This is a genomic window from Kitasatospora sp. NBC_01266, assembly GCF_036242395.1.
Taxonomy (GTDB): Bacteria; Actinomycetota; Actinomycetes; order Streptomycetales; family Streptomycetaceae; genus Kitasatospora.
The window spans coordinates 408,776-425,517 of record NZ_CP108458.1; the positions used below are offsets into that span (position 1 = coordinate 408,776).

17 protein-coding genes are annotated in these 16,742 nt (G+C 70.4%); 6 read left to right on the plus strand and 11 right to left on the minus strand.

Annotated features, from left to right (window positions below):
• Positions 1-222 precede the first annotated feature (222 nt).
• The 5 genes from OG403_RS01790 to OG403_RS01810 form a co-directional block, all read right to left on the minus strand.
• A complete protein-coding gene (locus OG403_RS01790) occupies positions 223-2,019 on the minus strand; it encodes a chloride channel protein (protein ID WP_442911038.1) in 1,797 nt (598 codons plus the stop codon).
• Between the two features lie 56 nt (positions 2,020-2,075).
• The gene (locus OG403_RS01795; protein WP_329560816.1) at positions 2,076-2,573 is read right to left on the minus strand and encodes a MarR family winged helix-turn-helix transcriptional regulator; all 498 of its coding nucleotides are present in this window, start codon (positions 2,571-2,573) and stop codon (positions 2,076-2,078) included.
• Between the two features lie 372 nt (positions 2,574-2,945).
• A complete protein-coding gene (locus tag OG403_RS01800) occupies positions 2,946-4,070 on the minus strand; it encodes a recombinase family protein (protein ID WP_442910848.1) in 1,125 nt (374 codons plus the stop codon).
• Between the two features lie 203 nt (positions 4,071-4,273).
• A complete protein-coding gene (locus OG403_RS01805; RefSeq protein ID WP_329560819.1) occupies positions 4,274-4,504 on the minus strand; it encodes a hypothetical protein in 231 nt (76 codons plus the stop codon).
• Between the two features lie 42 nt (positions 4,505-4,546).
• A complete protein-coding gene (locus OG403_RS01810) occupies positions 4,547-5,866 on the minus strand; it encodes an IS630 family transposase (RefSeq protein ID WP_329560820.1) in 1,320 nt (439 codons plus the stop codon).
• A 164-nt stretch (positions 5,867-6,030) separates the two neighbouring features.
• Here OG403_RS01810 and OG403_RS01815 point away from each other — a divergent pair, with 164 nt between their 5' ends.
• On the plus strand, positions 6,031-7,149 hold the full coding sequence (locus OG403_RS01815) for an IS630 family transposase (protein WP_329560821.1): 1,119 nt from the start codon (positions 6,031-6,033) through the stop codon (positions 7,147-7,149).
• Positions 7,150-7,175: 26 nt separating this feature from the next.
• Here OG403_RS01815 and OG403_RS01820 read toward each other — a convergent pair whose 3' ends face one another.
• Entirely contained in the window at positions 7,176-7,967 is a 792-nt protein-coding gene (locus tag OG403_RS01820) for an alpha/beta fold hydrolase (RefSeq protein ID WP_329560822.1), read from the minus strand.
• Positions 7,968-8,441: 474 nt separating this feature from the next.
• Positions 8,442-8,702: a hypothetical protein gene (locus OG403_RS01825; protein WP_329560824.1), complete on the minus strand. Its 261-nt coding sequence runs from the start codon at positions 8,700-8,702 to the stop codon at positions 8,442-8,444.
• A gap of 394 nt (positions 8,703-9,096) precedes the next feature.
• Here OG403_RS01825 and OG403_RS01830 point away from each other — a divergent pair, with 394 nt between their 5' ends.
• Together OG403_RS01830 and pip are read left to right on the plus strand one after the other, a co-directional pair.
• The gene (locus tag OG403_RS01830) at positions 9,097-9,807 is read left to right on the plus strand and encodes a hypothetical protein (RefSeq protein WP_329560826.1); all 711 of its coding nucleotides are present in this window, start codon (positions 9,097-9,099) and stop codon (positions 9,805-9,807) included.
• 97 nt (positions 9,808-9,904) lie between these two features.
• Complete coding sequence (gene pip / locus OG403_RS01835) at positions 9,905-10,933, plus strand: prolyl aminopeptidase (protein WP_329560827.1); 1,029 nt, start codon at positions 9,905-9,907, stop codon at positions 10,931-10,933.
• 20 nt (positions 10,934-10,953) lie between these two features.
• Here pip and OG403_RS01840 read toward each other — a convergent pair whose 3' ends face one another.
• From OG403_RS01840 to OG403_RS01855, 4 genes are all read right to left on the minus strand, one after another.
• Positions 10,954-11,526, minus strand: a complete 573-nt coding sequence (locus OG403_RS01840; RefSeq protein ID WP_329560828.1) for a hypothetical protein — start codon at positions 11,524-11,526, stop codon at positions 10,954-10,956.
• A gap of 71 nt (positions 11,527-11,597) precedes the next feature.
• Positions 11,598-12,353: a class I SAM-dependent DNA methyltransferase gene (locus OG403_RS01845; RefSeq protein ID WP_329560829.1), complete on the minus strand. Its 756-nt coding sequence runs from the start codon at positions 12,351-12,353 to the stop codon at positions 11,598-11,600.
• A 48-nt stretch (positions 12,354-12,401) separates the two neighbouring features.
• Entirely contained in the window at positions 12,402-12,683 is a 282-nt protein-coding gene (locus tag OG403_RS01850) for a hypothetical protein (RefSeq protein WP_329560830.1), read from the minus strand.
• A 156-nt stretch (positions 12,684-12,839) separates the two neighbouring features.
• Complete coding sequence (locus OG403_RS01855) at positions 12,840-14,180, minus strand: M48 family metallopeptidase (protein WP_329560831.1); 1,341 nt, start codon at positions 14,178-14,180, stop codon at positions 12,840-12,842.
• Between the two features lie 160 nt (positions 14,181-14,340).
• On the opposite strand from OG403_RS01855, the gene OG403_RS01860 reads away from it, so the two are divergent.
• The 3 genes from OG403_RS01860 to add all read left to right on the plus strand — a co-directional run bounded on the left by OG403_RS01860 (position 14,341) and on the right by add (position 16,738).
• Positions 14,341-14,832: a MarR family winged helix-turn-helix transcriptional regulator gene (locus OG403_RS01860; protein ID WP_329560832.1), complete on the plus strand. Its 492-nt coding sequence runs from the start codon at positions 14,341-14,343 to the stop codon at positions 14,830-14,832.
• Positions 14,833-15,000: 168 nt separating this feature from the next.
• Positions 15,001-15,645, plus strand: coding sequence for a TetR/AcrR family transcriptional regulator (locus tag OG403_RS01865; protein WP_329560833.1), 645 nt, complete (start codon positions 15,001-15,003; stop codon positions 15,643-15,645).
• Between the two features lie 67 nt (positions 15,646-15,712).
• Positions 15,713-16,738, plus strand: coding sequence for an adenosine deaminase (gene add / locus OG403_RS01870; RefSeq protein ID WP_329560836.1), 1,026 nt, complete (start codon positions 15,713-15,715; stop codon positions 16,736-16,738).
• Positions 16,739-16,742 lie beyond the last annotated feature (4 nt).

Consider the following 16,742-nt stretch of genomic DNA (forward strand, 5'->3'; position numbering starts at 1 on the left):
GGAACGGAACGGAAAGTCCGGGTTACTGTCAAAACTTTTGACGCTTGGCGTTGCGGACTTGTCCAAGTTGGGGGGTTCGATCCTTCGGTCGGTCTGATCATTGGCCTTGAGTAGTCATCAGGCGCCCGTTGGCGCTGAGGGTGGTCACCCCGGGCGGAATGGGAACGTTCGTGATGACGGGTCCGTCGTCTCCCCGCGCAGGGGTGACGACGGACCCGTGCATTACTTCTCTCCGCCTGTGGGTGCGCCTGTGAGGGCGGCCGCGTGTGCACGGTGGGACGGTGAGTCGGCGGTGGCGGTGGGCCGGATGATCAGGCGCTCGCGGTGGTGCTCCTCGGTGAGGTCGTGCAGGCGGGCTTTCAGCAGGTGACGAAGGGTGATCACGCCGAGCACCCTGGCTGAGGGTGAACGGTCGACGACGGCGGCGCTGGTGACACTGTGTTCGGCGAACAGGTAGGCGACGTGGCGCAGGGTGTCGTCCGGCCTCACTGTCGCCACCGTCTCCTGGACCGTGTCCGCCACGGTGCTCTCACGGCTGGAGGAGGTGCCGGCGGCAAGCAGGGCGCGGCGGGTGGCGACGCCGACCAGGGTTCCGCCCTCGCCGGTGACGGGGAAGAGCCGCTGGCCGTGGCCGGCGGCGGCCTCGTCCAGGAGTGCGTCCAGGAACTTCCCGTCCAGCACCCGGTCGGCGGTGAGGATTTGGGCGGAGCGGTCCATGACCTCCTCGGCGAAGAAGGTCTCCAGCGGATCGGTGGAGTACTCGCGCGTCAGGTGCAGGCCGCGCCGGGCGATCTTCTCGGTGAGGATCGAGCGCTTCAGCACCAGCGTCGAGAGGCCGTAGGCGGTGGTGGAGGCGACCAGCAGCGGCAGGGCGGTGGGCCAGGCGTGGGTCAGCTCCAGGGTGAAGATCGCCCCGGTCAGAGGTGAGCGCATCACGCCGCCGACCACTGCGGCCAGGCCCGTCATGGCCCAGAACCCCGGCATCACCTGCGGTAGGAACATGCCCTCCCAGGCGCCGAGCGCGCCGCCGATCATGAACACCGGCGCCAGCACGCCGCCCGAGGTGCCCGAGCCCAGTGACAGCGACCAGATCAGCGTCTTGACGACGAGGATCCCGATGATCAAGGAGGTGGTGGCCCGGCCGGTCAGCAGCTGGTCGATGACGTCGTATCCGACGCCGAGAGCGCGTGGTTCGATCAGGCCGCCGAGGCCGATGACTGCGCCGCCGATGGCCGGCCACCACATCCAGTGGAACGGCAGCTTCGCGAAGGCGTCCTCCGCTCGGTAGACCAGCCAGGTGGCCGCCACCGCGAGGACGCCGCCGGTGAGTCCGACGACGGCTGCCAGTGCGGTGATGCCGCCGTTCAGGTGCAGCCCGGTGGTCGGCACGGGGAAGACCGGGCCGGTGCCCATCAGGATGCCGCGCACCACGGTGGCGACGGCGACCGAGCCGACGACGGGGACGAAGCTGCGCGGGCGCCACTCGAAGAGCAGCAGTTCCACGGCCAGCAGTACCGCGGCCATCGGGGAGTTGAAGGTGGCGGCCATGCCGGCGGCGGCGCCGGAGACGAGCAGGGTCTTGCGCTCGTCGGCGCTCAGCCGCAGTACCTGGGCGAGCATCGAGCCGATGGCGCCGCCGGTCATGATGATCGGCCCCTCAGCGCCGAACGGGCCACCGGTGCCGATGCTGATCGCGGCCGAGATCGGTTTGAGGAGGGCGACCTTGGGGGCGACCCGGCTGCCGCCGGTCAGGATCGCCTCGATGGCCTCTGGCATGCCGTGGCCGCGGATCTTCTCCGAGCCGTACCTCGCCATCACACCGATCACCAGACCGCCCGCGACGGGGGCGAGCAGGACCAGCCACCACGGGTGGTGGTGCAGTCCCGGGGCCACCAGCCCGGTGTTCCAGCGCTGGTAGAAGACCAGGTTGGTGACCAGCCCGATCAGCCGCTGCAGGAACAGCGCCGCCAGCGCGCCCGCCCCGCCGACCGGCAGGGCCCAGGCGGCGATCAGCAGCATCCGCGGCCCGGCTGTGAAGTCCCCCAGGTGCGCGGCCCGCTGCCGCGGCCCGCCGCTCACAGCGGCACCGGCCCGTGCAGGTCGGCCGCGTACGCGTCGCCGACGACCGCGTGGAAGGCCCGCAGCCCCGCAGCGGTCGCCGCCCGCTCACCGGGATCCAACCGGCTCAGGATCCGCGCGAACTCCTGGTGGCGCCAGGCGAGTACCTGATCCACCAGGCGCCGGCCGCGCTCGGTCAGCTCCAAGGCGACCACGCTGCGGTGGTGCTCGTCAGCGCCCCGCTCGATGTGCCCGGAGGCGTGCAGCCGGTCCGCAAGCCGGGTCACCGACGACGCTCCCAGCCCCAGCGCCTGGGCCACATGGGAGGAAGGGCAGCGCCCCAGGTCGTTCAGCGCCAGCAGCATCCGGAACTGCGGCAGCGACACCTCACCGGCCAGCACCTCCAGACTCCGCAGCGCCACCCCGATCAGGTCTCGCGCGCCACGCTGGAACGCCTCGATCTCGTCCGAGGTCGGCAGCCCTTCAACGGGCGGCTCATCAGATATTCGTACCATGGGAGAAGTATTGCATTCGGCAATACTTGCCGGGAGGTAGTGTTCGAGGCGTGGGACGGGGCGCGCGAAATCACTTCCCCAGCAAGCACCTCCGCGCGCCGGTGCACTGCGCCACCTATCCGGCGCGCGACGCAGGCGACTCAACTCGTGCGGCCTGCCCGCCAACAGCGGCCCGCTATGCGGCCCGGCCCTGACTCCACGACCTCAGCGCCGGTGATCCGTTGGTCCCCAAGGCCGGGACCAGGTGTTCATCCTGACCGTCCACGAGATGAAGCGCCTGGCCCGCGACGCCACCGAGCTGATGCAGCTCTCCGCCGACCTGGAGGGGGCCGGCATCCTGCTGGAGCTCCTCGCTGGCCCGCTCACCGGCATCTATGACCCGGACGGCATGGGCTCGATGGGCTGTTCGGTGCCGAGCGCCGGGGCGCCGCCCGTGTGCCAGTGCTCGGCGGGGACACCGGTCGCCTCCTCCCGGCGGTCGGCGGCGGTCAGCTGGGCGCGCTGGGCGACCAGGCGCTCGCACAGAGCGATCTCCTCGGCAGTGAGCGGCTCGCCGGGCCGGAGGATCCGCGCGGGCTTGGGCCGCAGCGGCAGGCAGTCGTCCACCGCGGCGAGCGCGGCGGCCTCCTCGGCGTCAGCGAGTGCCCGGTAGACCGAGGCCACCGACGGGTGCTCGCCGGCGTTCTTGCCAGTCTTGATGACGAGCTTCTTGGCGATCTCGGGCACCGGGGTGCCCTTGTCCTTGAGTGCGACGGCGAAGGTCAGCGTGTCGTCGTCGATGACCTTCGGCCGGCCGCCGTGGTTGCCCTTGCGGGCGGCGGTCTGCTGGCCCTCCAGGGTCTTCTCCCGGATGTAGTTGCGGTCGAGCTGGGCGGCGACGGCCAGCACGGCGAAGAGCATCGAGCCCATGCCGTTGGGGTCGTAGATGCCGGTGAGCGGGCCGGCGAGGAGCTCCAGCAGGATGCCGGCTCCCTCCAGGTCGGCGGAGAGCTGCATCAGCTCGGTGGCATTGCGGGCCAGGCGCTTCATCTCGTGGACGGTCAGGATGACGACCTGGTCGGGTGCCGCTTCCTTGAACTCGGCGGCGAGCTTGAGGGCGGCGGCCATCTCGGGGCGGTGCTTGACGCGGGTGCTGATCTTCTCCCGGAAGATCTTCGTGCACCCTGCCGCCTCCAGCGCCTCGATCTGACTGGCCAGCTCCTGGCTGACCATGGACGTGCGGGCGTACCCGATCCGCACCGGCCGGGAGCCGGCGGCGGGCTCGGGCACGACGGCGAGCGCCGGGCCCGCCTGCCAGGTCCGGCCCGGGCCCCGGTCGGCGGGGACGAGGACTTCGAGGTCCTCGCGCAGCGCGGGCACCAGGATGAAGCGCGGGGTGTGGTACTTCGCGGCCACCTTCCCGCCGAGGGTGCGGCACGGGCTGCCGGGCTGCACTTCGCACTTCGGGCATTTATGACGTTCCACCGCAGAAGCTGCCTGATCGGGCGTCAGATCCATGGCGGAAGTCTCTCAGAAGTGCGTCGCAGAAGTGCGGAGTTCTGAGAGGACTTCTGCGAGAGCGGACCGGGGCGAATCGGACACGGATCGGGGGTCTCGCAGAACTCTCACATCTGATCATTTCTGCGAATCACCCACCGTCACCACCGTGACGCTCCGCTACATGTCCCTTCGCCGTAGCTTCGCGAGCGTCGCACTGGCGTTCAGGCGGGTTCGAGGTCGGCCGGGTCGGCTTCCCACTCGAACCCGCCTCCGATCGGCCGGACGAAGATCCGGCGGCGCAGTAGCTTGTCCGTCTCGGTGTCGCGCTCGATCAGCTGGCCGTTGATTGTGCCGGTGCGGCCGTCGCGCTTGTGGCGCACCCGCTTGCCGTGTTCGGGGTGGGGCGGGCTGGTGAGGGACACGCCCCACCCGCTGCGGCCGGCGGGCGCCATCAGCGGCTCGCTAGTGTGATGCGCCGCAAATCACGAGGGTAACTATTGCTGTGATGGTTGCTGGCGAGGAGGGTTGATCTTGGCGAGGTAGTCGGCGAGGGACTTGAGGATTTCATCGGCGGTCTTGGTCCAGGTGAACGGTCTCGGATCCTGGTTCCAGGTGTCGATCCAGGCCTTGATGTCGTCTTCGAGGGCTTTGACGGAGGTGTGGACGCCGCGGCGGATGAGCTTGTCGGTCAACAGGCCGAACCAGCGCTCGACTTGGTTGATCCAGGATGAGCCGGTTGGGGTGAAGTGGACGTGGAAGCGTGGGTGCCGGCTGAGCCAGGTTCTGATCTCGGCGGTGTTGTGAGTGCTGTAGTTGTCACACACCAAGTGCACGTCGAGCTGGGCGGGGACGGCCTTGTCTATGGTGATCAGGAATTTCTTGAACTCCAGGGCCCGGTGGCGGCGGTGGAGTTCGCTGATGACGGTTCCGTCGGCGATGTTGAAGGCCGCGAACAGGCTGGTGATGCCGTGCCGCAGGTAGTCGTGGGTGCGGCGTTCGGGCATGCCTGGCATCATCGGCAGCACTGGCTGGGACCGGTCCAGCGCCTGGATCTGGGACTTCTCGTCGACGCAGAGTACGACGGCCTTCTCGGGCGGGTTGTGGTAGAGCCCGACGACGTCCACCACCTTGTCCACGAACTGCGGGTCGGTGGAGAGCTTGAAGCTGTCCTGAAGGTGGGGCTTGAGGTCGAACCTCTTCCAGATCCGCCCGATGGTCGACTTCGACAGCCCCGTGCGGGTGGCCATCGAGGCCCGCGACCAGTGCGTGTCCTGACCCGGGGCGGACTCCAGAGTGGCGACGATGACGTCTTCGACCTGATCGAGCAGGATCGAGGGCGGCCTGCCTGGACGCGGCTCATCCTGCAAGCCGTCCAGCCGCTTGTCGATGAACCGGGCCCGCCAGCGCTCCACGGTCGACTCGTCGACGCCCAGGTCCATCGCCGCCTGCCGGTTCGTCCCGCCCTCCGCGCAGCGCAGCACGATCCTGGCCCGCAGCGCGAGAAACTGCGCGGTCTTCGCCCGTCTCGCCCAGCGCACCAACTGGTCCCGCTCGGCCTCACTCAGGACCAGGTCGGCCTTCGGTCGACCGATACGGCCCGCATCCTGCAAGCCGGCCAGCCCCTCGGCCGCGAACTTGCGCCGCCACTTGGACACCGTCTTTGCCTGGACGCCAACTTGCTCCGCGGCAGCGGCATTCGACTTACCGTCAGCGCACGCCAGAATGATCCGGGCCCGCTCGGCCGCTCTCCGGTCCCACGACCCGGCCCGACGCACCAACTCGGCACGCTCGTCACCAGACAGCGTGATCGCCACGGCAGAAGGTCCAGGATGCGCCACTCTAAAAGGGTATCAACTTACCTCGTGATTTGCGGCGCATCACACTAGTGCTGTGACCGCAAAGGTTCACCGAGTTGGCGCCGGCAGGCCTTCGGCCGGTTGGATGTCGTGAAACGTCCAACTCGGTGGTGGGATGCACAGTGGCAGAGCCGGTCCGGGTCCGCAGGCTCACGGACCAACAGGGCCAGCAGTTACAGCGGATCGTGCGCCGAGGTAGCACGAACACGGTGCGTTACCGGCGGGCGATGATGCTGCTCGTGTCGGCCGGCGGCAACCGCGTACCGGTGATCGCCCAGCTGATCCAGGCGGACGAAGACACCGTGCGGGACGTGATCCACCGGTTCAACGAGATCGGCCTGGCCTGCCTGGACCCTCAGTGGGCGGGAGGCCGTCCCCGCCTGCTCAGTCCTGACGACGAGGACTTCGTCATCAAGACGGCCACCACCCGCCCCACCAAGCTCGGGCAGCCCTTCACCCGCTGGTCTATCCGTAAACTGCTCGCCTACCTGCGCAAGGTCCACGGCCGGGTCATCAGGATCGGCCGCGAGGCCCTGCGCTGCCTGCTCGCCCGACGAGGCGTCACCTTCCAGCGCACCAAGACCTGGAAGGAGTCCACCGACCCCGAGTACGACGCCAAGCTCGACCGGATCGAGCACGTCCTGGAACGCTTCCCGGACCGGACGTTCGCGTTCGACGAGTTCGGCCCGCTCGGCATCCGCCCCACCGCGGGCAGTTGCTGGGCCGAGCAGGGCAAGCCGGACCGACTGCCGGCGACCTACCACCGCACCCACGGCGTCACCTACTTCCACGGCTGCTACTCGGTCGGCGACGACACACTCTGGGGCATCAACCGCCGTCGCAAGGGAACCCCGAACACCCTGGCCGCACTCAGGTCGATCCGAGCCGCCCGGCCGGATGGCGCCCCGGTCTACGTGATCCTCGACAACCTCTCCGCCCACAACGGCAAGAAGATCCTCCGCTGGGCGAAGAACAACAACGTCCACCTGTGCTTCACCCCGACCAACACCTCCTGGGCGAACCCGATCGAGGCTCACTTCGGACCACTGCGGCAGTTCACGCTCGCCAACTCGAACCATCCGAACCACACCGTCCAGACCCGCGCGCTCCACACCTATCTGCGGTGGCGCAACGCCAACGCCCGCCACCCCGACGTCCTGGCCGCCCAACGCCGCGAACGCGCCCGCATCCGCAGCGAGAAAGGCATCCGCTGGGGCGGCAGACCCGCCACCGCCGCCTGATCAAGCGACCCGGCTGGTGTTGCCGGTCAGAAGTGAGCCCATGCCTCGGCGAGCAGGCTGTTCACCGCTTCGGGCCGATCACGATGCGGGGAGTGGTCGGCGCCCGGTATCCGGACCAGGCGGGCGCCGATCCGGTCCGCGATGAACTCGCCGCAGGCCGCCATGGCTTCGCCGATGAACGCGCGGTACTCCGGATGTGCGGTCTCCCAGGTGCCGTTGACCACCAGCTTCGGGAAGTAGGCCCGCGCGAGCGGGGCCAGCGGGATCTCCGCGTCCCAGACCGGACGCTCAGCCATCGCCGAGGCGGCGGCCCGCAGCAGGTGCGGGGTGAACTCGGGCAGCGGGAGGCCGTAACCCTCCGTCGAGTAGCGCAGGTACTCCTCGGGACTCATCGGCTCGCGCTTCTCGCCAAAAGCCGCCCGGATCCGGCCCAGCGCCTTGGCGACCGCCGGGTGCTCCTCCGCCACGCGCAACGCGGACGGCTCGATCAGCGTCAGCGAGTGAACGGCCTCCGGACGGCGCGCCGCCGCGATCATCGCACCGGCCGCGCCGTAGGAGTGACCCACCAAATGCGCGCCGGTGCCGAGCAGCGCCACGATGTCCTCGGCGTCCACCTCGTAGTCGCTGCGCTCGATGTCAGGGCTGTCCCCGAAGCCGCGCCGGTCCATCAACTCCAGCCGGAAACGCTCGGCAAGCAGGCGCTGGCCCTGGAAGCAGTCGGTGCCCCAACTCATGGTGCCGTGCACGAGAAGTGCACGCGGAGCGATTGCCGATGATTGGTCCTGCCACAGCGTCACATGAACTGGTTCGCATCCCATGGCAGTGATCCTATGAACCGTCAAGCTTGCATGGGTAGCAGTGCGAAGGCGCAATCTCGCTGGTGGTGCTGCAGGGCTTTCCGGTGGGATCGAGCTCGGCAACGGCGGGTGCGTCGAGACCGACAAGCACGTCCGAGCAACACGGTGAACCTTCACGGTCACAGCACTAGCCGGCTCGTCCGCCGGGCCGAATCGGGAAATGATCGTCGCCGAGAAGACGTCAGTTGCCAGTTCAGCTGAGTGGAATGCTCATCGGCGCCTCACCCTGACGACCTCACGCATTCAAGGTCGGCAACAACAAGGGGCCAACTCTGGGCGACTCATGGGCCGATCATCGCGAGCCGTGCGCGGCCCAGCTGGGCGGCGACCGCACCGCCCAGCAAGCCGACCCGCGAACGCGCTGGCGCCCAGAATCAGAATCCACACGACAGCCGACTGTTTCGGCTGCCCGCGCGGCTTGAACTGCTCAGCAGTTCAGAGGGAGCAGGCGGCATAACCGCCGACGTAGTAGGCAGTGGTGATCCCATAGGAAAACGCTCCGCACGGGCCATTCTGGCGTATCCCGACGAGGAGCGTGTGCTGGGCGTCGCTGAAGAAATCCACGACATACTCGGAGCTCGGCCCTATCTCGGGCTTGGGGTGCGCTTGGGCTGCCTGCGCGGGCAGGGCACCCACCATCGCGGTACCGGTCATGAGCAGTGCGACCAATCCGGTACGGGCAAACTTCCCGATCATCGGACCTCCGGACGTTGTGGCCAGCGAACACTCCGACAGAGGGCACCGCCCGGCAGGTCACGGAGTCACATGGCCAGCTGAACTATCATGACAGAGCGCTGTGACATTACCTCGCATGGCTCGAACGGTCAATGGTAACAACGCAGTTGGCACCGGTACCTGATTTTCTCGTCCGTTCGCCAGGTTCATGCAATGAGGCCAGTGGTACTTGACTTCATGAATGGGCTCCTGCCGGCAGGGCGACTTCAGTGCCCCGGCCAAAGCGACCAAGTACACGCCCACCGAGCCCAGCAGGAGCCCTCCTCCCCCGCCGACCCGTGACCGCGACCTCACTTCACCATCGGCGCCGAAAACCGCTCGACGGACCGGCCGGCACGGACCATGATGCGAACTCGTGACAACGCCGAAGCAGTCCCTGGTCCGCACCGCCGCCCGCAACAACGCCGACTGGTGCGCGGCGATGAGCCGATCGCACGACCTGGCGGGTGAGTTCGGGGCGCAGGCCTGGGCCGCGCCGGCCCGGACGCCGCTGTACTACCCGGATGCCGTGACGCTGGTGCCGGGGGCCGACCCCACTGCCCTGGTGGCCCGGATCGACACCGCCGCGCCCGGTGCCTCGGTCAAGGACAGCTTTGCCGATCTCGACCTGACGGGGGCCGGCTTCCGGGTGCTGTTCGAGGCGCAGTGGATCCACCGCCCGGCGGGTGCGCCCGGCGCCGCGTCGGAGCTCGGCTGGGAGGTGGCGGGCGATCCGGGGACGTTGCGTGCCTGGGCGCTCGCCTGGGACGACGGGGACGGCAACGCCGACCTCTTCCGGCCCGAACTGCTGGACGACCCCGACACGTTCGTGCTCGCCGGACGGTCCGCCGACGGCCGGGTGGTGGCCGGAGCGGTGGCGAGCCGCAGTGACCACGTGGTGGGCGTCTCCAACGTCTTCGCGCTGGAGGGCGGCGCCGAGGCGGCCTGGCCGGGCGTCCTGGACGCGGTGCACCGGCTGTTCCCCGGATTGCCGGTGGTCGGCTACGAGCACGGCGAGGACCTGGCGGTCGCCGTCCGCCACGGCTTCGAGCCGGTCGGTCCGCTGCGGGTCTGGCTGCACGGCTAGCGCCGGTCGTCGGAACCCGGCCCGGCGTTCAGGTCCGCGGGCCGGTCCCGGACCGGGATGCCGTCCTCTTTTTCGCGTCGTTCCGGAGGAGTTCCCCATGTACCAACCGTCCCTACTGCCCGAACCGTACGCGCACGGCCTGCTCGACGTCGGCGACGGCAACCGGATCGCCTGGGAGGCGTGCGGCAACCCCGAGGGAAAGGCCGTCCTGTCCGTACACGGCGGCCCCGGCGGCGGTTCCCTCCGCCGCAGCCGAGGGCGCCGCCGCGGCGGGGTGTTCGATCCCGAGGTCTACCGGGTCATCCAGTACGACCAGCGCGGCTGCGGCCTGAGCCTGCCCCACGTCGCCGACCCGGCCGTCAGCCTGGAGCACAACACCACCGACCACCTCATCGCCGACATGGAGCGGTTACGCGAGCACCTGGGCATCGAGCGCTGGCTGCTCTACGGCGGCTCCTGGGGCACGACGCTGATCCTCGCCTATGCCGAGCGGTATCCCGAGCGGGTCTCCGAGATCGTCCTGATCAGCGTCTTCCTGGGCCGGCCGGAGGACATCGACTGGCTCTACCACGGGCTGGGGCGGCTGCTGCCCGGCCCCTGGGAGGCGTTTCGGGACGCCCTGCCGGCCGCGGACCGGGGCGGCAGTCTCGTGGCGGCGTACAACCGGCTGCTCGAGCACCCGGACGAGGCGGTCCGGTTCAAGGCGGCGCAGGACTGGTGCGCCTGGGAGGACGCGGTCGTCGCCCACGAGGCGCTCGGCAGTCCGGGTGCCTACAGCAACCGGCCCGACGACGCGCTGCTGGCCCTCGTCCGGCTCTGCGCCCACTACTTCGCGAACGACGCCTGGCTCGAGGACGGGCAGTTGCTGCGCGACGCACACCGGCTGGCCGGGATCCCGGGCGTGCTGATCCAGGGCCGGCTCGACCTGGGCTGCCCGCTGCAGGGCGTGTGGGAGCTGGCGAAGGCCTGGCCGGACGCGGAGTTGAAGGTGATCGACGACTCGGGTCACACCGGCAGCCCCGCGAGGCGGGAGGCGATCGTGGCGGCACTGGAACGGTTCAGCGGGAGCGGCAGCGGTGGCGGTGGCGGCAGCGGCAGCGGCAGCGGCAGCGGCAAGCAACGGTGACGCCAGGCCGGCTCCGCAGTTCAGCGCGGCGGAGCCGGTACGATCCCGTGTTCCGCGAGCCAGGCCAGCACCTCGTGGCGGTCGGCGCGCACCAGCCTGCCGCCGGTGAAGCGGGCGTCGGCGGTGACCTCGGCGAGGCAGTCCGCCGGGGGCTCGAAGGCGCGGGCCTCGTCGTCCGAACCGAACTCGGCCTCCGCGAGGACCAGGCCGTGCAGCGGTGGGTCGAAGACATCGATGCCCAGCGGGGGGACGCTGAGGCGGGTCTTGGACAGCACCGCGGCGGGCAGTGCGGCGAACAGCTCGTACTCGGCGCGGGACAGGTAGATGTTCGTGATCAGTCCCTGGACGGGGCCAGGCCGGCCGGCGGGCACCTTCTGAGTGAGCTTGTACTCGATGGTTCCCCGCTCGAGGCGCTCCACGCGCCGCAGGCGCAGGCGGGTCCCGTCCAGGTACCGGTCGGTGATCAGGCGGGTGGCGGTGACGGCCGACGCCGGGGGTGGTCCCGCCAGCAGGAACCTCCGCTCCCGCTCGACCCGCGCGTACTTGCCCTCGCTGACGGGTTCTGCGGGCACCGGGTCGACTGGTGCGGTCATGCTGCGCGCCTTCCCGACCGACGCCGCGACGTCGGCCAACTCGTCTACCACTGCATGAGCATGAGGCACCGTCAGCTGACCGGCTTCTCCCAGACCGAGACGTGCTGGGCGCTGTCCTCGGTGAAGGGCTCGCGCGTCCAGCCGTCCCAGCGGTCGCGCAGCCGCAGACCGGCGAGCTGGGCCATCAGGTCCAACTCGGCGGGCCAGACGTAGCGGAAGGGGACCGAACGGGCCGAGCCGACGCCGTCCTCGGTGACCTCGACGTAGTGACAGGTCGCGTCCTGGGTCACGGTGTCGTAGACGGTGTAGGCCCAGCCGGTCGGACTCGTGTGGAACGGGACGATGTTCTGCCCGGCCGGGATCTTGCGCAGCTCCGGGACCATGACCTCGATGGCGAAGCAACCGCCGGGTTCGAGATGCGCCGCGACGTTGCGGAAGCAGGCGACCTGGGCTTCCTGGCTGGTCAGGTTCATGATGGTGTTGAAGACGAGGTAGGCGAGGGAGAAGGCCCCGTCCGCCCGCGTGTCCACCGTGGTGGTGGCGAAGTCACCGATCGACACGCCGATCGCCTCGCCGCCGGGCTTGGCCCGCATACCGGCCACCATCGCCCGGGACAGCTCGATGCCGTGGACCGGAACACCCCGCCGCGCGAGCGGCAACGCGATCCGCCCGGTGCCGATCCCGAGCTCCAACGCCCTGCCGCCGCCGGCCAGTTCCGCGAGGACCTGGACGGTCCGCTCGATGACGTCCGGCTGGAACGACGGGCCCGATGACCGGTCGTACCGCTCTGCCACGTCCTCGCCGAAGTACCCGTCCTCATCGATCACCGGCGGACCGTACCGCAGCAGCACCCGAAGGCGCTGACATTTTCGGAGTCACCCGAGTGGCTGCGCGTACCAGCGCCGGTGGACGATCCCTTCCACGCAGAGGACGGCCGAACCGGCGATCACGCCCACGAGCAGGGAGGCCCGGCCGCCGCCATGGGCGAGAGCACCCAGGCAGCCGGCGACGATGGCGAGCGGGCGCAGCAGGGTGAGCGGTCCGAGGCCGACCACCATCGCGAGGGTGCTGGCGCGGAACGGCAGCACGAAGTAGGCGGCGAGCGAGAGCAGGTCCGCGGCGGCGTAGGCCGCGGCAGCCGGCACCGCGGTTGCCATCAGTGCGGGGGCCAGGAGCAGGACGGATCCGACGGGTCCCCGCCGCGCCGGCCCCGCAGGGCTGACGCAACTCCCCGGGGGATGCGGGCCGTGCCGCTCAGGCTGCCCCAGGTGAGCAGTTCGGTAGGCGAAGCACCTCGCGCCTTCGGACGAGCGTCAGATCCCCAGCACCAGGATGGCGACCCGCCAGCGCGCGTCCTCCAACTCGGCGTGGATCGCCGTCCAGTCCACCGTGTCGGCCAGGAGCGCCGCCGACTGTTCGGGACGCTGGGCCCGCAGCCGGACCCGCAGGTGGGTCGGCGGGTGCCAGGCGTCCACGGCCGCCGCCTCGCGGGCGGCCAGGCGCCGGCGGCGCTCGCGCTCGATGTCCGGGACGGAGTCGACGTACTCGGCCAGGCCGTTCCAGAGGGCCTGCGCGATGTCGGCCGGGCGGGCCGCCGCGCGGTGTCCGGCCAGCGCCCGCTGCTTGCGCAGGTAGGCGGTGGCGGTCTCGTCCAGGAACAGGGCGTCGAGCATCGCCTTGGTCGCCGTCGACGAGCCGACGCGGGCGGCCAGGTCGTCCGCCTGGTACTCGGCCTGCTGGCTGCCGGAGCGGACCAGTCGGTACAGGCCGCGCCGGGCCAGCTGGACGGGCAGCGCGCAGACCAGCAACAGCCGGAGCGACAGTTCCTCGAGCAGCGCCTTCTGGGTGTTGGCGTTCATCTGCCGCAGGACGCCGCCGCCCGGCAGGGCGTCGTACTGGCTGCTGCGCTCGATCCGGCTGACCATCAACTCGTCACCACTACCGGGCATCAGCAGGTTGTGCCAGGCGTCCAGGGTCTCCAGCGCCACCCGAAGCCACAGGCCCCGTCGCGGATCCCAGGTGGCGCCGTGGCCGAGCTCCTGGGCCAGCAGGGCGATGCGCTCCTGCGGGGTGAGCACCGTCCACAGCGTCATCCCCAGCGTGAGCTCCACCTGCTGACGCACTCCCAGCCGGGCGTAGCCGGTGCGGTAGCCGGACTGCATCCGGATCCGGTCCGGCCGCCGGGCCCCCAGCGCCTCGGCCACCCGGTCGGTCAGCGCGTACAGCTGCGGGGCCTGCTCACGGGTCACCAGCGCCGGGTCGTCCCGCCGCCCGCCGAGCCGCGGGCGCAGCAGGTAGGCCAGGCCCAGGCCGACCAGGCCGAGCACGATGAAGACCAACCTGCCGGTCAGCAGCAGCCAGAGGGAGCAGACCACCACTGCCAGGGTCACGAGGTGTACCAGCGAGGCAAGGGCCAGCGCGGCCAACCGGCCGACGTTCCACCGCCGTCCGCCCACGGTGCTGGCGGCCAGTCGCTCGTACAGTCCCTCGGCCCGCGCCCGCGCCCGCGAGCGCCGCCGCGCCTCCCGCCAGCCCAGGGGCGGCTCGGCGCCGAGGTTCCACTCGCAGCTGGGACACCACTCGCTGAACCGGGGACTGGAGTCGAACGCCGCACCGCACCGGGGGCAGGTGCGCGTTGCTATGGAGTCGGTCATGCCGCCTGATGATGCCACCGCGGAGCCGCCCGAGCTCCGCTCTTTCCCGTACGGATGATCACAATTTCTGCGGGCGACGGACACCTCGGACCTGCCCGGTCCTCACCCGGATCGGCAACAGCTGCCCAGCGGTGCGACGGGGGAAGGTAGCGTCGCGATCATGCGACCGCCGACCAGGACCGCCACCGACCAGGCGCCGGCCGATCCGGCCGCCACCGACGACCTGCTGGCCACCCAGCCCATCGGCTACTGGACCGGCCTCGCCCACGCGGCCGTCACCCGGCAACTGCGTGACGCCACGGCCAGGGTCGACGTCACGCAGCCGCAGTACTGGGTGCTCAACCGGGTGAACGGCGGGCCCGCGGCGCCGAGCCGCGAGGAGGTGGTCGGCCAGCTGACTCCCCTCGCGGACGGGCCGCACGAGATCGCCCGTGTCATCGACCAGTTGCTCCACCGCGGCTGGCTGCGGATCGACGCCGGGCAGCGCCTGCGGCTCACCGACGCCGGGGAGGCCGCCCGGGTGCGGCTGCGCGAGCTGGCGACCGAGCTGCGCGCCGTGGTCCACCAGGGCATCAGCGACGAGGAGTACGTGGCCGCGCTCAAGGTGCTGCGCAGGATGGTCGCCAACGTCGAGGAGAACGGCGGCTCCTAGGCGCGGGAGCTCCTGGGTACGGGGGCTCTGGGTACGGGGCCCGCGCGCACCACCCCGCACTCGGCGGCGATCCGCCCGCCCTGGTCGCCGGTCTCGCGCTCTGGCATCATTGACAAACGGAACTACGTTCCGCTGCACAGGCCCGACAACCGCGCAGGAGGCAGCGCAGTGAACGACAGCGACGGGGACACCGGGCCCGCAACCCGGCCCAAGCGGGCGGACGCCCGGCGCAACGAGGAGGCACTGCTCGACGCGGCCGCCGCGGTCTTCGTCAGGTCGGGCGTCGAAGCGCCGGTACGCGACATCGCCGCCGAGGCCGGCGTCGGCACGGGCACGATCTACCGCCACTTCCCGACCCGCGCGGACCTGATCATCGCCGTCTACCGGCACCAGGTCGAGGCCTGCGCCGAGGCCGGCCCGGCCCTGCTGGCCACCAGCCCGACTCCGCACGCCGCACTCGGGCGGTGGATCAACCAGTTCGTCGACTTCCTGGTCACCAAGCACGGACTCGCTGCCGTACTGCAGCCCGGCAACGCCGACTTCGACACGCTGCACGCCTACTTCCTCGACCGGCTCGTGCCCGTCTGCGCCCAACTGCTCGAGGCCGCAACCGCCGCCGGCGAGATCCGCTCCGACGTGAACGCCCTCGAACTCATGCGCGGCGTCGGGAACCTCTGCATCGGCGCATACAACAACCCGCAGTACGACGCACGGCGCCTGGTCGAACTCCTCATCGCGGGACTGCGGCTATCGGTCCAGGACCTGTCGTGGTGCCACGGAGGCGGTGCCGGGCGTCCCCGTGAGGCCGACTAGGCTTGCGCCGGGACGTTCGGGTGCAGCTGATCGCCGGTCATACAGTCGGCCATACAGGGGTGGGGCAGTGACAACGCGGGAACAGAGCGGCGCGCTCGGCCCGGCCGCATCGGCTCGTGACCTGCGAACGCTGCCCAAGGCCGAGTTGCACCTGCACCTGCTGGCAGCCATGCGTCCGACGACGCTGGTCGAACTCGCGGCCGAAGACGGCCGGACCGCGCCGGATCCGCGCGGGTTCACCAGCTTCGCCGAGTTCCAGCAGGTCTTCCACGCGGCCTACCAGGCCACGTCGGCCCGACCGGAGCAGTTGCGGCGGGTGGTGACCGAGTTGGTGGAGGACACGGCCGCCGACGGCGGCGTCTGGGTCCAACCCCACTTCGACCCGCACAGCTACGCGCACTTCGGGTCCGGGGAACACGTCCTCGACCTGGTCCTCGACGCGGGTCGGCAGGCCGGCGCCCGCTGCGGCGTGGGGTTCGGCCTGACGCTCGCGGTCTCGCGCCACAGCAGCCCCGAGGACGCCCTCCGCCTCGCACGCTTCGCCGCGCGCCACGCCGGACGCGGAATCCATGCCCTGGGGCTGACCGGCGATGAGAAGGCCCGCCCCGCCGAGGCTTTCGCCGAGGCGTTCGCGCTCGCCAGGGCAGCCGGTCTGACCTCCGCACCGCACGCCGGCGAACTCTGCGGCCCCGACAGCGTCCGCGCCGCGGTCGAGCACCTCGGCGCGACGCGGATCGCGCACGGCATCCGCGCCGCGGAGGATCCGGACCTCCTGCGGTTGCTGGCCGAGCGGGGCGTCTCGATGGACGTCTGCCTGAGCTCCAACCGGGTCCTCGGCGTGGTCCCCGAGCTGACCCGGCACCCGCTGCCGCAACTGCTGGCCGCCGGCGTGCGGTGCTCGCTCGGAACGGACGACCCGTTGATGTTCGGGTCCTCGCTCGCCGAGGAGTACGCGATCGCCCGGCACACGCTCGGCCTCACCGACCATCAACTCGCAAGCATCGCACGCACGTCCGTCGAGACCAGTGACGCACCCGCCGACCTGATCGGATCGGCCTGCGCGGGCATCGACAACTGGCTCCAGCAGGGCTGAGACC

Excerpts from the sequence above, each read along its gene's own strand:
- OG403_RS01800 (WP_442910848.1), bottom strand. The coding sequence starts at position 4,070 with ATGGATCTGACGCCCGATCAGGCAGCTTCTGCGGTGGAACGTCATAAA.
- OG403_RS01860 (WP_329560832.1), top strand. The coding sequence starts at position 14,341 with ATGCGACCGCCGACCAGGACCGCCACCGACCAGGCGCCGGCCGATCCG.
- OG403_RS01805 (WP_329560819.1), bottom strand. The coding sequence starts at position 4,504 with ATGGCGCCCGCCGGCCGCAGCGGGTGGGGCGTGTCCCTCACCAGCCCG.
- OG403_RS01825 (WP_329560824.1), bottom strand. The coding sequence starts at position 8,702 with ATGATCGGGAAGTTTGCCCGTACCGGATTGGTCGCACTGCTCATGACC.
- OG403_RS01795 (WP_329560816.1), bottom strand. The coding sequence starts at position 2,573 with ATGGTACGAATATCTGATGAGCCGCCCGTTGAAGGGCTGCCGACCTCG.
- OG403_RS01820 (WP_329560822.1), bottom strand. The coding sequence starts at position 7,967 with ATGGGATGCGAACCAGTTCATGTGACGCTGTGGCAGGACCAATCATCG.
- pip (WP_329560827.1), top strand. The coding sequence starts at position 9,905 with ATGTACCAACCGTCCCTACTGCCCGAACCGTACGCGCACGGCCTGCTC.
- OG403_RS01850 (WP_329560830.1), bottom strand. The coding sequence starts at position 12,683 with ATGGCAACCGCGGTGCCGGCTGCCGCGGCCTACGCCGCCGCGGACCTG.
- OG403_RS01840 (WP_329560828.1), bottom strand. The coding sequence starts at position 11,526 with ATGACCGCACCAGTCGACCCGGTGCCCGCAGAACCCGTCAGCGAGGGC.
- OG403_RS01855 (WP_329560831.1), bottom strand. The coding sequence starts at position 14,180 with ATGACCGACTCCATAGCAACGCGCACCTGCCCCCGGTGCGGTGCGGCG.
- OG403_RS01790 (WP_442911038.1), bottom strand. The coding sequence starts at position 2,019 with ATGCTGCTGATCGCCGCCTGGGCCCTGCCGGTCGGCGGGGCGGGCGCG.